This window comes from Nocardia terpenica (assembly GCF_013186535.1).
GTDB lineage: Bacteria > Actinomycetota > Actinomycetes > Mycobacteriales > Mycobacteriaceae > Nocardia > Nocardia terpenica.
Genome location: NZ_JABMCZ010000003.1, coordinates 878,425 through 894,473, shown reverse-complemented (window position 1 = coordinate 894,473; position 16,049 = coordinate 878,425). Strand labels below are relative to the sequence as shown.

The following is a 16,049-nucleotide window of genomic DNA, read 5'->3' as shown; positions in this document are numbered from 1 at the left end:
ATGAACGACACCGATGATGCGTTTCTCCAGGCGAAGGCACTGGAGGCGCTGACCGGTATCCCGGAAGCCACCTGGCGGTGGTGGGCACACATCGGTTCCGGCCCGGAGAGTTTCAAGATGGGGCGGCGTCGCGTGTGGCGGCGCTCGGTGGTGCTGGCCTGGATCGCTGAACAGGAACGGCGTACGGCCCGCGGCGAGAAGGTCGCGTGATGGCCGGTCGACGCAATCCACGCTCGGGTGTGGAGGATCGCTGGCACAGGATGGTCACCAAGACCGACCCGGCAACCGGTGCCAAGTCCCAAGAACGGGTGAAGTCGAAACAGTTCGGCAAGGGCAAACGCTGGCGGGCTCGCTATGTCGATCCGAATGGCGTGGAACGGTCACGGGCATTCGCCATAAAGAACGAGGCTCAGAAGTTCCTCGACGGCGATGTCACCACCAAGGTGGTCACCGGAACGTGGGTCGATCCGGATCGAAGCGGCGTCTTGTTCGAAGTGGTCGCAGAGAAATGGTTCGCCACAAAGAAGCTCCGCAAACCCAAGACCGTCGCCGGATACCGATCACTGCTGGATACGATCGTTCTTCCTCGGTGGCGCTCGATCCCATTGCGTGACATCGAATTCGAGGACGTTCAAGAGTGGGTGGTGGCTCTCGCCGAGAAGGGGAGCTACCGATTCGAGGGGCGCGGTCTGTCGGCGTCTCGGGTGATTCAGGCGTATCAGGTGCTCGATCAGGTGTTGCGGTTTGCGATCAAATCCAAACGGCTCGCCGTGAATCCGGCCGAAGAGGTGGACCTTCCGTCGAAGTCTCCGACCGAGCGCCGCTACCTCACTCACCTGGAGGTGATGAAACTCGCCCTTGCTACCGGTCGTTTCCGCCCCTTGGCGTTCACGCTGGCCTACACCGGAATCCGGTTCGGGGAAGCAATCGCACTGCGGGCGGCCGATGTTGACTTGGAGAGTCGGCGTATCCGGGTGTCACGTTCGGCGACGCACGTCGCTGGTAAAGGCATCGTCGAGACCGACACGAAGAACCACACCGCCCGCGCCGTGCCGATCCCGGAGTTTCTGGCCAAGGAACTCGGCAAAGTGCTCGACGGTCGTGGCCCTGACACGTTGGTGTTCGAGAGCCGCAAGGGTGAGTTCCTGTCGCTGGGTGAGTTCCGGTGGGCCTTCGATCAGGCGGCGGCAGCAACGGGGGTCACCGGGGTTGTCCCGCACGGTCTTCGGCACACCGCGGCGTCGTTGGCGATCAGCGCGGGGGCGAACATCAAGGTCGTCCAGCGGATGTTGGGTCACAAGACCGCGACGCTCACTCTCGACCTGTACGGGCACTTGTTCCCGGATGATCTGGACACGGTGGCCGCTGGCATGGATGCCGGGGCGCGGACTGCTGCGGACCAACTGCGGACCAAGATCGGCGACGAAGGCCCCGGTAACTCCGAGAAGGGCGCTCTGCCAGCCGTTTCTTAGGTGCCCCCGGTCGGGTTCGAACCGACACTGTGCGGATTTTAAGTCCGCTGCCTCTGCCAATTGGGCTACGGGGGCGCCGGGTCAGCCTACCTAAGTCGTACGCCCGTCTCGGAATTATCCAGGGGGTTGCTCAGTGGACGCCCTCCATCAGTCGGCTGACCCGGGGAGCGAAGAAGAAGACCACGATGCCTACGGCGATGGCAACCAGGCCGGTGATGCCGAAGTAGGGAACCTCGCGGTCGGTGCGGTAGAAGCCGGACAGCACACCGGACATCGCGGTGCCGAGGCCGACGGAGAAGAAGTAGAGGGCCATCATCTGGGCGCGGAACGTCTCGGGGGCGAGCTTGGTCGTGACCGAGAGGCCGATGGGGGACAGCATCAGCTCGGAGACCGCGAAGCCGCCGAGGATGAAGAACACCAGCAGGGCGGGCACGGTCTTGCCCTCGAAACCGGCCAGCAGCACGAACAGCAGGAACGCCGCGCCCATGCCCATCACGCCGTAGGCGAACTTGCGCGGGGTGGTGGGCGCCTTGGCGCCCAGGCGGGTCCACATCATCGCGAACAGCGGCGACAGCACGATGACCCACACCGGCTCCTCGGAGCCGATCCAGTTCGACGGCGCCTGCCAGCCGAAGATGGACCAGCTCATGCGCTCGTCGGAGTACACCGCGAGCACGGTGAAGATCTGCTGGAACAGCGACCAGAACACCGCGTTGGCGATGAACAGCGGAATGTAGGCGCGCACCCGGGTCTTCTCGATCGGCGTCACCTTGCCGTTGGTGAGCATGATCGAGAAATAGACGACCGAGGCGACCACGATAATGCCGGTCGTGACCCACGACAGGTTGGACAGCCGCACCACTTTGGTGGCGATGCCGAGCGCCAGCACCGCGACCACCGCCACGATGAATCCGACCGACTTACCGATCTGGTTACGCGGCAGCGGATTCGGCACGACCCGGCCGTAGTCGCCGAGATTGCGGCGGAACACCGCGTACTGCACCAGGCCCAGCGCCATGCCGATGGCCGCCGCGCCGAAGCCGTAGTGGAAACCGATCCGGGTCTGCAACACACCGGTGATCAGCGGGCCGATGAACGAGCCCAGATTGATGCCCAGGTAGAACAGCGTGAAACCGCCGTCCGCGCGCGCGTCGCCCTTCTCGTAGAGGGTGCCCAGCAACGATGACGCATTCGCCTTCAGCGCACCGCTGCCCAGCGCCACCAGCACGAGACCGACGCCCACCCCGGCCAGTCCCGGAATCACCGCCAGCGCGATGTGCCCGAGCATCACGACCACACCGCCGTAGAACACGGCACGCTCCATGCCCAGCACCCGGTCGGCCAGCCAACCGCCGAGCACGGTGGACAGATAGACGAAACCACCGTAGGCGCCGACCAGCCCGGTCGCCGTGGACTTCTCGACGCCGAGACCCCCGTCGGCCAGCGAGTAGTACAGGTAGTAGCCGAGGATCGTGAGCATCCCGTAGTACGAGAAGCGCTCCCACAGCTCGACCCCGAACAGATTCACCAGGCCGATGGGATGGCCGAAGACCGTCCTCGCGCTGGCGTGCTGCTTCGGCGGCACTACTCCCGTCATGCGTTCGACCTTTCCATGTAACGCAATTTTCTAGCAACCGGGGTGGCGGTCGCTGCCATGCAGGTACCTCGGTGACCGATGCACCGCGGGACGCAGAGTAGCCCGGTTCACATATCGGGGAGGTAAATTCCGGTCAGAATGTTTAATCCGTTGGCACTCTGCTCACAGGCTGCCTACGTGCCCGAATGAAAACTGGTCATCCTGCACTCCCGATCGGCATTGTGTCCGATCGGGCACACGGCCGTGCGGCGGGGCCTGTGAGCCCCGCCACGCCACGCCGTGTCACTCAGATCAGGGACAGGGCAATCCCGTCGAGAATGTCGTGTTCGCTGACGATCAACCCGCCGATGCCGGCCCGCCGCGCCAGTTCGTCCGCGAGCACCTCGGTGATCACCGCGCCGCCGCCGATGACGTCGACCCGGCCCGGATGCATCGGGCCCAGCGCGGCCCGCTCGTCGTGGTCCATCTCGATCAACCGGTGGCAGACCGCACGCACCCGATCCAGGCTCAGTCGCGTCAGATGGACCTTCTCCGAATCGTATTCGGGCAGGTCCAACGCGACCGCGGCGATGGTGGTCATGGTGCCCGCGACGCCGACCCAGGTGCGGGCCCGCTCGACCGGAACCACGCCGAACGCCTGGGCCATCCGCTGCTCGGCGAAGAACCGTGCGGCGGCGACCTCCTCGGCCGTCGGCGGGTTGCCGTGTAAGTAGCGCTCGGTGATGCGGACGCAGCCGATATCGGCCGAGTACGCGGCCTGCACCCCCGAGTCGTCGCCGAGCACCACCTCGGTGGAGCCGCCGCCCAGGTCCACTACCACGAAAGGTCCTTCGGCGCTGGACAATTCGCCGACCGCCCCGGCGAACGACAGCCGTGCCTCCTCGTCGCCGGTGATCACCTCGGCCTGCGCGCCGGGCACGACCCGGCCCAGCTCGGCCGCGGTCATGGCGAAGAAGTCCTCGCGGTTGCGCGCGTCGCGGGTGGCGGAGGTGGCGGCCATGCGCACCCTGGTGACCCCGGCCTCGAGCATCATGTCGACGTAGTCGTGCAGCGCGGCCCGAGTCCGTTCTATCGCTTCGGGATTCAGTTCGCCGGTGGCGTCGACGCCCTTGCCCAGGCGCACGATCCGCATCTCGCGGCGGACCTCGCTCAGGCGGCGGTCCGCGCCGACGTCGGAGATCAGCAGTCGGATCGAGTTGGTACCACAGTCGACTGCGGCTACCCGGTCACTCATAGCTTTCCCTCTTCCGAATGCTGCTGGTACTGCTCGTATTTCGGCCAGTCGGCCGGAATCGCCGTGCCGCGCAGGCCGGTGTCGGCGGCCAGCGCCACCGCCTCGTCGCCGAGCGGGTTGACGCCGGGCCCCTTCGCCAGCGAGTGCGCGATGAGAACATGCAAACATTTCACCCGATCCGGCATGCCGCCGCCGCTGAAATCGGTTCCCAGCGACTCGATCTCGTTCCGTTCGGCCAGATACGACTCGTGCGCGGCGCGGTAGGCGGCCGCGAGCGCCGGGTCGGCGGCGAGCCGGTCGGTCATGCCGCGCATCAGCCCGGCCGCCTCCTGTCGGCTGGCCTCCACGGTCAGGCGCGGATCGGTGAGGTAGTACAGCGTGGGGAACGGGGTGCCGTCGGGCAGCCGCGGGGCGGTCTTCACCACGGCCGGTTGCCCGTCCGGGGTGCGGTAGGCGACGGCGAGCACTCCACGGGGTTCGCGGCCCAATTGCCGTGCGACGATCTCGAGATCGGCTTCGCTCGGCTGCTGGACGGGCTCGGTCACCGGGGTGCTCCTTCGGGGTTCGGGGGTGGTGGGGGCGGGGTGGTGTGTTCCGGGGCGGGCGGGTTGGCCACGCTGTGCCACAGCTGGGTGTACCAGGGGTCGGGCGGGCGCGGCTTGGTGGTCTGGGCGGGTACCGCGGGCTGCTCGATGCCGGGCACCTGCACGATGTAGGCGGTCTCCCCCGGCATCACCAGCCGCAGCCGATCGCGGGCCTCGGATCGGATGTAGGCCGGATCCTGTTGCTGGGCGCGGCGATCGCGGAGCCGGGCGAGGTCGTCCTCGAGTTCGCGGCGCTGTTGCGCGAGGTTGGTGGCCTCGGCGCGCTGACTGAAGTACGTGCGCATCGGCACCGCGAGGGTCAGTGCCAGGGCGCAGAGCACGGCCGCCAGGATGACGGCCCGGCCGGTGGGCAGGCCGAGGATCTTCCGTTCGGATCGGTCTGTTTTCCGTGCGGCGGAGGCGGCGTCCGATCTGCCGCCGGCGCGGCGCTGGGCGGCGCGTTTGCCTGCGGCGGTGCGGGCCGCGGGGGCGGAGCCGTTGCCGGAGCGCTCGGGGCGTGGTCTGCTCGTTCGCGACGAGCGGCGGTCGCCTCGTCCTGTCGGACTGGAACCGCGCGCCCGTCTGTCCGTCATCTCACCACACCTCGAAAGTCGCCTCTACACAACGGCTCCGACGGTACTACCCCTCGAAGGCAAAGCGCGGGAACGCAACGTCCCCGGCGTAGCGGGCGGAATCGCCCAGCGCGTCCTCGATGCGCAGCAGCTGGTTGTACTTGGCCACGCGTTCGCTGCGGGCGGGGGCGCCGGTCTTGATCTGCCCGCTGCCGACCGCCACCGCCAGGTCGGCGATGGTGGTGTCCTCGGTCTCGCCGGAGCGGTGGCTCATCATGGTCTTGTAGCCGTTGCGGTGGGCCAGGTCGACCGCGTCCAGGGTTTCGGTGAGGGTGCCGATCTGGTTGACCTTGACCAGCAGCGCGTTCGCGGCGCCCTTGGCGATGCCGTCCTCGAGCCGCTCCGGATTGGTGACGAACAGGTCGTCGCCGACCAGCTGCACCTTGTCGCCGATCTGGTCGGTGAGCGCGACCCAGCCGTCCCAGTCGTCCTCCGCCAGCGGGTCTTCGATGGAGACCAGCGGGTAGGCCGCCACCAGCTCGCCGTAGAACTCGGCCATCTGCGCGGCGGTGCGGTCGGTGCCCTCGAACTTGTAACCGGTGCCCGCGGTGTAGAACTCGGTGGCCGCGACGTCCAGCGCCAAGGCCACGTCGCTGCCCAGCTTGTAACCAGCCTTGCCGATGGCGGTGGCGATCAGGTCCAGCGCCTCGCGGGTGCCGCCGGCCAGGTCGGGGGCGAAGCCGCCCTCGTCGCCGAGGCCGGTGGACAGGCCCTTGCTCTTCAGCTCGGCCTTGAGCGCGTGGTAGACCTCCGCGCCCCAGCGCAGCGCCTCGCGGAAGGTGGGTGCGCCGATCGGGGCGATCATGAATTCCTGCACGTCGACGCTGGTGTCGGCGTGCGCGCCGCCGTTGAGGATGTTCATCATCGGCACCGGCAGCACGTGCGCGTTGGGGCCGCCGAGGTAGCGGAACAGCTCCAGGCCCGAGGACTCGGCCGCCGCGCGGGCCACCGCGAGCGACACGCCGAGCAGCGCGTTCGCGCCGAGGCGGGACTTGTCGGGGGTGCCGTCCAGATCCAGCAGGACCTGGTCGACGGTGCGCTGCTCGACCGCGTCGAGGCCGATAACAGCCGGCGCGATCTCGTCGAGGACCCCCTCGACGGCTTTCTGAACACCCTTGCCGCCGTAGCGCTCGCCGCCGTCACGCAGCTCCACGGCTTCGTGTTCGCCGGTGGAGGCGCCCGACGGGACTGCCGCCCGGGTCAGGGTGCCGTCGTCGAGAGCGATCTCGACCTCGACGGTGGGGTTACCGCGCGAATCCAGGATCTCGCGCGCTCCGACCTGTTCGATGATGGCCACGAAAACGAACTCCTTCGGCTGCTGACTCGGTCCCGCCCACCGCCGTCATGAGCAGGTCGCACGGTCGTCCGTGCGCCCCGAGCCTAACGCAGTGTTTATTTGGCCTCCGCTTCGCTCCGGCGGGATTGCGGCCTCGTGACCCCGTCGTTCAGCGCCCGTTGCTTGCTCCTTCGTCGCATCGCAACGGGCGCTGAACGACGGGGCGGCCGCAAACCATGTGGGTTGGCGGGGGTGGCAACAGTATTCAGGCTGTCCCCGGCGCATGGACCCGTGCACCGACGCCCGCTTCAGGCACTCCGGCCCACGCTGTATGCCGCCGCGTGATTGCGCACCTTGTACATATAAGCCGTCGACTGGTTGTAGACGAACAGGGCCTTCTGCCAGCCCTCGGCGGTGGTGAGGGTGCCGCCGCTGGCGCACAGGTAGCGGGCGGCGGTGAGGGAGGCGTCGTCGATGCTGTCCGGGTCGGCGACGCCGTCGCCGTTGGCGTCGACGCCCCAGTGCTGCCAGGTTTCCGGGAGGAATTGGAACGGGCCCTCGGCGCGGGCGTAGACGGTGGTGCCGGTGCGGGCGGTGGCCTCGTCGTCGAGGATGCGGGCCACGCCGGGCGAACCGTCCAGCGGCACACCGCGAATGGGCGGGGTGACCTTGCCGTCGGGGCCCAGCTGGGAGCCGCCGTGGCTGCCGTGCTTGCTCTCCACGCTGGCGATTCCGGCCAGGGTGGTCCAGGCGATGCCGCAGTCCGGGCGCGAGCGGGCCATGACGGCCGCGGCGTAGCCGTAGGCCTCGAGCGCCACGACCGGGATGTCGAGGGCGTCGGACTGGCTCTCGGCCCAGCCGCGCAGCTGTTCGGCGCTGCGGCCGGGCGCGTCGAGATCGATCGGCGGTACCGGGGTGCCCGCGCCCGGTGGGATGCCGTCCGGGATCGGTGGCAGGTTGCTGCTTCCCCCGCACCCGGCGAGCAGCACGACGGCCGCGACGGCGGCGAACGCACCGGCGCGGGTCGACAGCTCGGCACGCGCACCGGCCTTTCTCAGACGCACCCCTCCATCATCCAGATGCGGCGGGCATACCGTTCCCCATTGCGGGAGCGCCACACTCGCCCGCGGTTATGGCCTCGCTCACAGCGGATCAGCCCAGCAGGGCGAGGGTGGCGTCGTGCGAGGGCGCGGCGAGCAGGTCCGCGACCGGACCGGATTCGACGATGCGCCCGGCCTCCAGGACCTCCATGCGGGTGCAGTAGCGGCCCACCAGGTCCATGTCGTGGGTGATGACCAGCAGGGCGAGATCGCGGGTGCGGCGCAGGCGGTCCAGCAGGGTCATGATCGCGGCGGCGGTGTCGTGGTCCAGCGCGGAGGTGATCTCGTCGCAGACCAGGACGGCCGGGTCCAGCGCCAGGGCGCGGGCCAGCGCCACCCGCTGCCGCTGGCCGCCCGACAGTTCGTGCGGATACCGGTGCGCCAGTGCGGGATCCAGCTCGACGGTGCGCAGCAGGTCGGCGACGGCGGCCGGGGTCTGCGCGCGGGAGATGCCGCGGCGGCGGCGCAATGGCCGTCCCAGGGTCTGCGCGATGGTCCGGCGGGGGTTGAGGCTGGCGGCGCTGTCCTGCGGTACCAGCGCGAGTTGTCCGGTGGCGGTGATGGTTCCGGTAACCGGGCGGCGCAGGCCGACGACGGCCCGCGCCAGTGTGGATTTACCCGCGCCGGACGGGCCGGTGATCGCCAGGGACTCGCCGGTGGTTACTTCGAGGCCGATATCGGTGAGGACGGGTCGGCGGCCGATGGAGACAGTCACCCCTGACATCGAAAGCACCTGGTCGACAACGCGTTTCGGCTGCCCGGTGGAACATGCGGCGTTATGGGATGCCGATCCCGTATCCCGGCGCGGCGCCTCAGGGTCGATACCGCCCGGCGGCGCATCGCGGGTGTCGGGAGCACCAATCGTGTGTTCCGAGTCGAACAGCTCGGGCGGAAAGTCCGGCACGACAACACCGTTCACGGTGAGCGGCGCGGACGCGACCGCGACGTGGTCGTCGGCCAGTTCGCGCAGTGCTGCGGTGTCGTGCCCGGAGACGACGATCGTGGTGCCGCGGTCGGTGACCAGGTCGCGCAGCAGGCGCACCACGGCCGAGCGGAGGCGGCCGTGCAGACCGGCCAGCGGTTCGTCGAGGACGAGGATCGGGGTGCGCCGGGCGAGCGCGCGGGCCAGGGCGATTCGGCGCTGTTCGCCGCCGGACAGTTCCGCGGGCCGCCGCCGCAGATACGACTCCGGCAGTTCGACCGCGGCCAGCGCCTCGCGGGCCCGCCTCGCATCGGCCAGTTCCTCGAGCAATGTCCGCACCCGCATGGTCGGATTCAGGGCCACGCCGGGATCCTGGCCGACGAAGGCGATCTCCTCGCGCCGGAAACGCCGCAGCCCCACGGCATCCAGGGCCAGCACGTCGTGGCCGCCGACCCGCACCGCGCCCGCGACGGTCGCGCCGGACGGGACCTGCCCGAGCAGCGCTTTCATCAGGGTCGATTTGCCGCAGCCGGACGGGCCGGTCAGCGCCGTGATGCTGCCGGGCGGCACCCGCAGCGAGAGGGGGGCCAGCAGGGTAGTCCCGTTCGGTGCGCGCACCGAGAAGTCGTCCACCGCAATCACTGTCGATCACCTACCGATCGGGTCCGGCCCGCCTGCGTGTGCCCGAGCGCGGCGGCCAGCAGATTGACGCTCACGGCGACGATGCCGATCGCGAGGCTGGGCGCGAGCACCGCCCAGGGGTTCAGCAGGATTCCGGAGACGTTGTCGCGCACCATGACCGCCCAGTTGGCCGAGCCCAGCGAGGTGGGCAGCCGCAGGAACGCGGCCGTCGCGACGATGTACATGGCCTCGACGAACCGCAGCCCGAGCTGGGTGAAGAACAGCTCGCGCATATTCGGCAGCATTTCCCGAAAGATCAGGTAGCCCACCGACTCCCCGCCCAACCGCGCCGCCTCCACATATCCGGTCGCCGCGATACCCGTCGCTGCCGCCGCGAAAACCCGTGCGGAGTAGGGAATCCCGAGCGCGATCGCGACCAGCACCACCCCCAGCGTCCCCGCCGACGGCCACGACAGCACCACCAGCAGCAGCGCCAGCACCGCGGGCAACAAAATCGCCAGATCCGCACACCGCTCGATGACCACCCCCACCCGCGGCCACAGCGCCGACACGGCCCCCAGCACCCCCGCCACCCCGGTCACCGCCACCGAAATAACGGCCGCAACCAGAATCAACCCCCACCCCCCATGCAGCACCTGCCCGAAAACATCCCGCCCCAACCGATCCGCCCCCAACCAGGCCCCCGCCCCCGGCCCAGCAAACGGCACCCCCACGGTCGCCTCCACCGGCCGCCCCACCACCCACGGCCCCACCACAGCCGCAACAACCACAACCGCCGCCGGCAACCCCCGCCAGAACAAACCCCGATTCACCGCCACCCCCTCCCCCACCGAGCCCCAATCCCGCCCACTACCAACAGTTCCCGCCATCTCCCTTCGATCCCAACGCATTTCCCTCCAACCCCAGCACATCTCCCTTCGCGCCCAGCGCAACTCCCCTCGAGCCCAGCACATCTCCCCTCGCACCCAGCACGACCCCCCTCGAGCCCAGCACGACTCCCTTCGAGCCCAGCACATCTCCCTTCGCACCCAGCACGACTTCCTTCGCGCCCAGCGCAACTCCCTTCGACCCCAGCACGACTCCCTTCGACCCCAGCGCAACTCCCCTCGAGCCCAGCGTGCCGCCCCCACTTGATCCCAGCGTGCCGCCCCCACTTGATCCCACCGTGCCGCCTCGACTTGATCCCGGCGTGCTTTTGGCCGGGATCTCGCGGGATTCCGGCCAAAAGCACGCCGGAATCATGGGGCTGGGTGTTGGTGGGGTCCGTAGGGGTAGGCGCGTTCATTGGCGGCCTCGCAGGGACCAGGTGCGGATTCCGTCGGCCACCAGGAGCAGGACCATGATGGTGGCCCCGGCTACGGCGGCGGTCGCCGCGGCGAGGGTGGTGTCGCGGTCGGAGACCGAGCTTGCGAGGAGGGCGCCTAGGCCGGGGTAGTTGAAGAGGCTTTCGACGACCAGGGCGCCGCCCAGGAGCATGCCTACGGTGGTGGCGTAGGAGGTGGCGACGGCGGGGAGGGCGACGGGGAGGACGTGGCGCAGCATCAGGTGGTGGGGGGAAATGCCTTCCAGGAGGGCGTGTTCCACGTGCGGTGCGCGGGCGGCGTCGGCCAGGGCGCCGCGGACGACGCGGGTGTTCCAGCCGATCTGCGGGATGGCCAGCGCCAGCACCGGAAGCACCAGCATGTCGGGGCTGGCGGGAAAGCCGGAGGGGCCCGCCACGGTCACCGCGGGCAGCCAGCCGACGGCGAAGGAGAACACCATGATCAGCAGCGCCGCGACCACGAATTCCGGCAGCGCCACCACCATGGCCGTCGCCGGTTGCAGCACCCGGGCCGACAATCCGAACGGCCTGGTGGCCCACCACATTCCGGCGGCCAGCGAGGCGATCACGGTGAGCACGAACGCCGTTCCGCCCAGCAGCAGGGTCTGCGGGGCCGCCGAGGCCAGCAGTTCGCCCACCGACCGACCGTGCGCGGTGGTCCCGAAATCGCCGGTCGCCACGCCGCTGAACCACGACCAGAACCGTTGCGGCAGCGGACGATCCAGCCCCAGCTCGTGCCGCTTGGCGGCGATCGCCGCCGGGCTCGCGTCGCGATCCAGCGCGGCCCGCGCCGCATCGCCCGGCAGCACCGACACCGCCGCGAACACCAGCGCCAGCAACGCCACCAGCAGGGCGACGCGGCGCAGGATCAGTCCGAGGAGGGCGGTCACGACAGCCAGACCCGCTCCAGCTGCACCCGGCCGAAGCCACCCAGGGTCGGCAGATCCCGCACCCGCGTGGACGCGATATCGATGCCGTCGGCCATGCCCCACACCAGGTATCCGCCGCGATCGTGCTGGATCTGCTGCACGGTGCGGCAGGCGCGGGCATAGTCGGCCGGATTCGCGGCGGCCAGCGCGGCGGCGGTCGCGGCATCGAATTCCGGGTCGGCGAAGGCGGTTTCGTTGCGCTCGCTGGCGGAGGTCATGAGCTTGTCGGCGTAGAACAGCACCGAATCGTTGGTGCCCCAGTTCACCGTGTAGAGCGGCGCGTGCAGCCAGGTCTTGTCGTAGAACGTCCCCGCGTCCTGCACGACGACATCCAGCCGCACGCCGATGTCGCGGGCCTGGGTGGCGAACAGCCGCGCCGACTCGGCCTCGCCGGGCGCCTCCTCCTTGGTGACGAGCTGATAGGTGGCGCCGGTGTCGAAGCGGGCCTGCGCCAGCAGCGCCCTCGCCTGGTCGAGGTCGCGGCGACGCTGCGGAATGTCCTTGGCGTACTGGGGATCTCCGGTGCCGAGAATGTCGTCGGCGACCGTGCCGTAGCCGGAGAACGCCTGCGCGACCAGCGCGTCGCGATCGGCGGCCAGCCGCAGCGCGGTCCGCACGCGCGGATCGGCGAACGGGCCGTCGGCGCAGCGCATGGCGATGGCGACGGCGGTGTCGTTGGGCCGCCGGACCACCTGGAGGTCGCCGCGTGCGGCGGCGGTGCGCCCGGCGATGGCGCCGACATTGGAGGCCAGGTCGATCTGCCCGCCCAGCACCGCGTTCGAGAGCGCGTCGACGCTGTCGAACATGGTGACCTCGATGGCGTCGAGCTTCGGCCGCGGCCCGTGCCAGGCGTCGTTGCGCACCAGCCGGGCATTGCCCTGCCGGTAGGACTCCAGCCGGAAGGGGCCGCTGCCAACGGCTTCGGTGAAATCGGTGGTGCCCTGCTTGACGGTGAACGTCATCAGCCGCACCAGCAGCGGAATCTGCGTATTGGGTTCGGCCGCGGTGACGACGATCCGGTTCGGCCCGTCGGCGGCGATGTCCTCCGGCCGCGCCACCGGCATCTTCGACGCGCCGCCCACCTGGCGCAGGCGCCGCAGCGACCACACCACGTCGGCGGCGGTCACCGGGGTTCCGTCGTGGAACTTCGCCCCGTCGGCGAGGGTGAACACCCAACGGCGCTGTGCCGCATCGGCACTCCACGCGGTGGCCAGCCGGGGTTGCACGGTCGGGTTCGCGCCCGGCACGGTGAGCGGGTCGTAAACCAGTGAGGCGATCAGGAAGTCGCTCTGATTGCCCAGGTTGGCGTGTGGATCCTGTTGCAGCGCGGACACTTTGCCGAGCGCGCCGACGCGGAGCGTACCGGCGGCGCCGGAGGAACCGCGTCCGCACGCGGCCAGCACCAGCGCCGCCCCCGCACCGAACCCGGCACCCAACAGTCCCCGGCGGGTCATCGTCGTCATCGCGATCCGTCCTCAGCGCCTAGAATTTGCGAGCGAGCCAAGGCTAACCTAATGAGTATCCCGGCCGAAAGCACGCCGGGAACAACGGGTGGTGCACGCCGGGAACAACGGGTGGCGTACGCCGGGAACAACGGGTGGTGTACGCCGGGAGACAAATTCCCGGTTACGTGGGCTGTCAGGTCAGCCTTCGGTCAGTTCGCACGTCGAATTCCCGCTACCTGGCTCATCGGATCTGGTCAGCCCACGTGTTCGCATTCCGCTCTCGGGCAGGACATCCATCCGGGTGAGATCCCGGCCAAAAGCATGCCGGGAACAACGAATACTGCACGTCCGGAGCAACGAATACTGCACGTCGGGAGGAACGAATACTGCACGTCGGGAGCAACGAATACTGCACGCCGGGATCAAACGAATATTGCACGCCGGGATCAAGGGAGAGCGCACGTCGGAACCAGCGACAGCGCGCGCCGAGGCCAAGGGACGGAGCACCCCGGGATCAGGGATGGCGCACGCCGGGGTCGAGAGAGCCGTGCACGCAGGGGCTTTGGGGTGGGGCATGCCGAGATCCTGCAACACACATTAGGTAAGCCTTGCTTAAGCAAGCGCGACCGACTACCTTCGCAGTCCGGATCTTCACCACCTGCTTCACCACCGTTGCGAAGAAGGGAATGCCTGGTGAAAAACGTTCTCTCCGAACGTGAGACACACCGAACCGAGACCTCGGAAGACTGGGAACGCCGGGAGCTGCCCGCGGCTGCCGCGCGTGCGGTTCGCGACACGGCCCGGGCGATCGCGGCCACAATCGACACTATGCCCGGGATGTCCGACCTAGCGACCACGCTCACCGATGCGGCGCTGATCGAGCTGGTGGACGGGCGGGCCGCCGAGTTGCCGGAGGCCGTGCATTACGCGCTGCGGCCGCCGGAGTGCAGCGCGGGCATCGCGGTCGTCGACCGATTGCCGCTCGCGGACACCGAACTCGGGCCGACCCCGGGCGATTGGCGGCAGGCCGCCGAGTGGAGCGGCGACCCCGAGCGGCGCCGGTCCTCGTTCCAGCTGGACATCGCGATGATGCTGCTCGCACGCTGCGCCGGAGAGCCGTTCGGCTGGCAGGGTCAGCAGGGCGGGCGGCTGGTCAACAACATCCTGCCCGCCCGCGGCCACGAGCACGAGCAATCCGGCGCCAGCAGCACCACCCTGCTCAGCCCGCATACCGAGGACGCCTTCCACCCCGAGCGCGCCCACCTGCTCATGCTCGGCTGCATGCGCAATCCCGACCGCGTCGGCACCACCGTCTCGTCGGTGCGCGAGGTGCGCCTGAACGACACCCAGCGGCGGCGCCTGAGCGAGGCGACGCTGCCGATCCTGCCGGATGTCTCCTACGGCACCGACTTCCACCAGTACCCGGCCAACCGGGTGGCCACCGTCGGCGAATCCGACGGGCGCCCCATCCTGCGCTACGACCCGGCCTACACGCCGCTGGACGACGCCGACGACGAATTCCGTTCCGCCTACGCCCATCTCGGCGCCGAGCTGGAGCGGGTGTGCCGCACGGCGGTGCTGGAACCGGGTCAGCTGCTGCTGGTGGACAACGACGTGGTGGTGCACGGCCGGGTGCCGTTCACCCCGCGCTACGACGGCACCGACCGCTGGCTCAAGCGGGTCAATATCCGCCTGGCCCGCCGTCGCGCTCCGGCCGAGGCCCGCGAGAACGGTTACGGGCAGCGGACGGTCACGCCGTTCGGATCGAGAACACCAGCGGCACCGGCGGTGTCGCCCGCAGTGAACGAGGAATTACGTGAGTACCGAACCGAGCCCGCTACGCGTGCTCAGCCGCAGCGACCTGACCGACGTTCCGATCACTCCCGGTGAGGTGGTGCGCGCCGTCGAGGACGCGTATCTCGCCCTGGCGGCGGGCGAGTCGGACAACCCGCGCAAGCTCAGCGTGGGTCATCCGGAGGGCACGTCGGTCGCCTACGCCATGCTCGGCCGCGACGGCCGCCGGCGGGTGGTGGCGATGAAGACCTCCTACAAGTTCGATCCCGGCCACGACCGCAGCACCAAGCGGTACTACACCACCATCACGCTCTACGACGACGCGACCGGCCTGCCGATCGCCATGATGGACTGCGCCCGCATCGGCGCGATCCGCACCCCGGCGGCGTCGGCGCTGCTGGTGCGCGAGACGGCGCGGGCCGATGCGCGCAGCGTGCTGCTGATCGGCACCGGCACGCAGGGCCGCAATGCGCTGCCGCATCTGCTCGCCGCGAATCCGCGGCTGGATCGGCTGATGGTGTACGGCACGCACACCGAGGGGCTGCGGGCGGTGCACGACCAACTGGCCGCGCACCATCCCGGGTGTGAGTTGCAGACCGTCCCCGACCCGCGCGCCGCCGCGGGCGAGGCCGACATCGTGCTGGCCACGGCCGGGCCGGGCACCCGGGTCGCCCTCGAATCGACCGATCTGGCACCGGGTTCGGTGGTGGTGCTGGTCGGCTACGGGCTGGCGCCCTCCACGCTCACCGAGGCCGATCGGGTGGTCGCCACCAGCGCCGAGCAGATGACGCTGACCGGTACCGACATGGCCGGGCCGGACGGCAGGCTGCGCGCCGTCGACGCCGAGCTACCCGATATCCTCGCCCGTCGCGCCATAGGCCGCCGCACCGACTCCGAACGCATCTTCGTCTACAACAGCGGCCTGGTGCTCACCGACATAGCCGTCGCCCACGCCCTGGCCGCCCGCGCCATCGCCGAGGGCCGAGGTACGGAGGTCCGCCTGTGGGACTGAGCCCGACGAGAAACGCCCGGTCCGCACCGCATACCGATCCAGGCGTTGCCGCTTCGGGCACACCGGTGGGCGACACCTCCCCGATCGCC

14 protein-coding genes and 1 tRNA gene are annotated in these 16,049 nt (G+C 69.4%); 4 read left to right on the top strand and 11 right to left on the bottom strand.

Annotated features, from left to right (window positions below; all coding sequences use genetic code 11):
* Entirely contained in the window at positions 1–210 is a 210-nt protein-coding gene (locus tag HPY32_RS25680) for a helix-turn-helix transcriptional regulator (protein WP_067576544.1), read from the top strand.
* On the top strand, positions 210–1,472 hold the full coding sequence (locus HPY32_RS25675; protein WP_082870388.1) for a tyrosine-type recombinase/integrase: 1,263 nt from the start codon (positions 210–212) through the stop codon (positions 1,470–1,472). Before HPY32_RS25680 ends, HPY32_RS25675 begins: the two co-directional genes overlap by 1 nt.
* Before the next feature lies 1 nt (position 1,473).
* On the opposite strand, the gene HPY32_RS25670 is transcribed toward HPY32_RS25675, so the two are convergent.
* From HPY32_RS25670 to HPY32_RS25620, 11 genes are all read right to left on the bottom strand, one after another.
* Positions 1,474–1,547: transfer RNA gene (locus HPY32_RS25670), tRNA-Leu, on the bottom strand.
* Positions 1,548–1,602: 55 nt separating this feature from the next.
* The gene (locus tag HPY32_RS25665) at positions 1,603–3,069 is read right to left on the bottom strand and encodes a peptide MFS transporter (RefSeq protein WP_067576537.1); all 1,467 of its coding nucleotides are present in this window, start codon (positions 3,067–3,069) and stop codon (positions 1,603–1,605) included.
* A 286-nt stretch (positions 3,070–3,355) separates the two neighbouring features.
* Entirely contained in the window at positions 3,356–4,303 is a 948-nt protein-coding gene (locus HPY32_RS25660; protein WP_067576536.1) for a Ppx/GppA phosphatase family protein, read from the bottom strand.
* On the bottom strand, positions 4,300–4,848 hold the full coding sequence (locus HPY32_RS25655) for a DUF501 domain-containing protein (RefSeq protein WP_067583919.1): 549 nt from the start codon (positions 4,846–4,848) through the stop codon (positions 4,300–4,302). The genes HPY32_RS25660 and HPY32_RS25655 overlap by 4 nt, the downstream gene beginning before the upstream one ends.
* On the bottom strand, positions 4,845–5,480 hold the full coding sequence (locus HPY32_RS25650) for an FtsB family cell division protein (protein WP_171983057.1): 636 nt from the start codon (positions 5,478–5,480) through the stop codon (positions 4,845–4,847). The genes HPY32_RS25655 and HPY32_RS25650 overlap by 4 nt, the downstream gene beginning before the upstream one ends.
* Before the next feature lie 46 nt (positions 5,481–5,526).
* A complete protein-coding gene (gene eno, locus HPY32_RS25645) occupies positions 5,527–6,816 on the bottom strand; it encodes a phosphopyruvate hydratase (protein WP_067576534.1) in 1,290 nt (429 codons plus the stop codon).
* 287 nt (positions 6,817–7,103) lie between these two features.
* Positions 7,104–7,859, bottom strand: coding sequence for a lytic transglycosylase domain-containing protein (locus tag HPY32_RS25640; protein WP_156673737.1), 756 nt, complete (start codon positions 7,857–7,859; stop codon positions 7,104–7,106).
* Positions 7,860–7,947: 88 nt separating this feature from the next.
* On the bottom strand, positions 7,948–9,459 hold the full coding sequence (locus HPY32_RS25635; RefSeq protein ID WP_067576531.1) for an ABC transporter ATP-binding protein: 1,512 nt from the start codon (positions 9,457–9,459) through the stop codon (positions 7,948–7,950).
* Entirely contained in the window at positions 9,456–10,328 is an 873-nt protein-coding gene (locus HPY32_RS25630; protein WP_171983056.1) for an ABC transporter permease, read from the bottom strand. The genes HPY32_RS25635 and HPY32_RS25630 overlap by 4 nt, the downstream gene beginning before the upstream one ends.
* Positions 10,329–10,740: 412 nt before the next feature.
* The gene (locus tag HPY32_RS25625) at positions 10,741–11,670 is read right to left on the bottom strand and encodes an ABC transporter permease (protein ID WP_067593359.1); all 930 of its coding nucleotides are present in this window, start codon (positions 11,668–11,670) and stop codon (positions 10,741–10,743) included.
* Entirely contained in the window at positions 11,667–13,172 is a 1,506-nt protein-coding gene (locus HPY32_RS25620; protein WP_067593362.1) for an ABC transporter substrate-binding protein, read from the bottom strand. Before HPY32_RS25620 ends, HPY32_RS25625 begins: the two co-directional genes overlap by 4 nt.
* 819 nt (positions 13,173–13,991) lie before the next feature.
* Between HPY32_RS25620 and HPY32_RS25615 the strand changes: the two genes are divergently transcribed.
* Both HPY32_RS25615 and HPY32_RS25610 read left to right on the top strand, forming a co-directional pair.
* Positions 13,992–15,044 carry a TauD/TfdA family dioxygenase gene (locus tag HPY32_RS25615; RefSeq protein ID WP_067593365.1) on the top strand — a complete coding sequence of 351 codons (1,053 nt, stop codon included), beginning with the start codon at positions 13,992–13,994 and terminating at the stop codon, positions 15,042–15,044.
* Positions 14,998–15,960 carry an ornithine cyclodeaminase gene (locus HPY32_RS25610; RefSeq protein ID WP_067593369.1) on the top strand — a complete coding sequence of 321 codons (963 nt, stop codon included), beginning with the start codon at positions 14,998–15,000 and terminating at the stop codon, positions 15,958–15,960. The genes HPY32_RS25615 and HPY32_RS25610 overlap by 47 nt, the downstream gene beginning before the upstream one ends.
* The last annotated feature ends 89 nt before the right edge of the window (positions 15,961–16,049 follow it).

Excerpts from the sequence above, each read along its gene's own strand:
- HPY32_RS25630 (WP_171983056.1), bottom strand. The coding sequence starts at position 10,328 with ATGGCGGGAACTGTTGGTAGTGGGCGGGATTGGGGCTCGGTGGGGGAG.
- HPY32_RS25650 (WP_171983057.1), bottom strand. The coding sequence starts at position 5,480 with ATGACGGACAGACGGGCGCGCGGTTCCAGTCCGACAGGACGAGGCGAC.
- HPY32_RS25615 (WP_067593365.1), top strand. The coding sequence starts at position 13,992 with ATGTCCGACCTAGCGACCACGCTCACCGATGCGGCGCTGATCGAGCTG.
- HPY32_RS25675 (WP_082870388.1), top strand. The coding sequence starts at position 210 with ATGGCCGGTCGACGCAATCCACGCTCGGGTGTGGAGGATCGCTGGCAC.
- HPY32_RS25680 (WP_067576544.1), top strand. The coding sequence starts at position 1 with ATGAACGACACCGATGATGCGTTTCTCCAGGCGAAGGCACTGGAGGCG.
- HPY32_RS25620 (WP_067593362.1), bottom strand. The coding sequence starts at position 13,172 with ATGACGACGATGACCCGCCGGGGACTGTTGGGTGCCGGGTTCGGTGCG.
- HPY32_RS25660 (WP_067576536.1), bottom strand. The coding sequence starts at position 4,303 with ATGAGTGACCGGGTAGCCGCAGTCGACTGTGGTACCAACTCGATCCGA.
- HPY32_RS25665 (WP_067576537.1), bottom strand. The coding sequence starts at position 3,069 with ATGACGGGAGTAGTGCCGCCGAAGCAGCACGCCAGCGCGAGGACGGTC.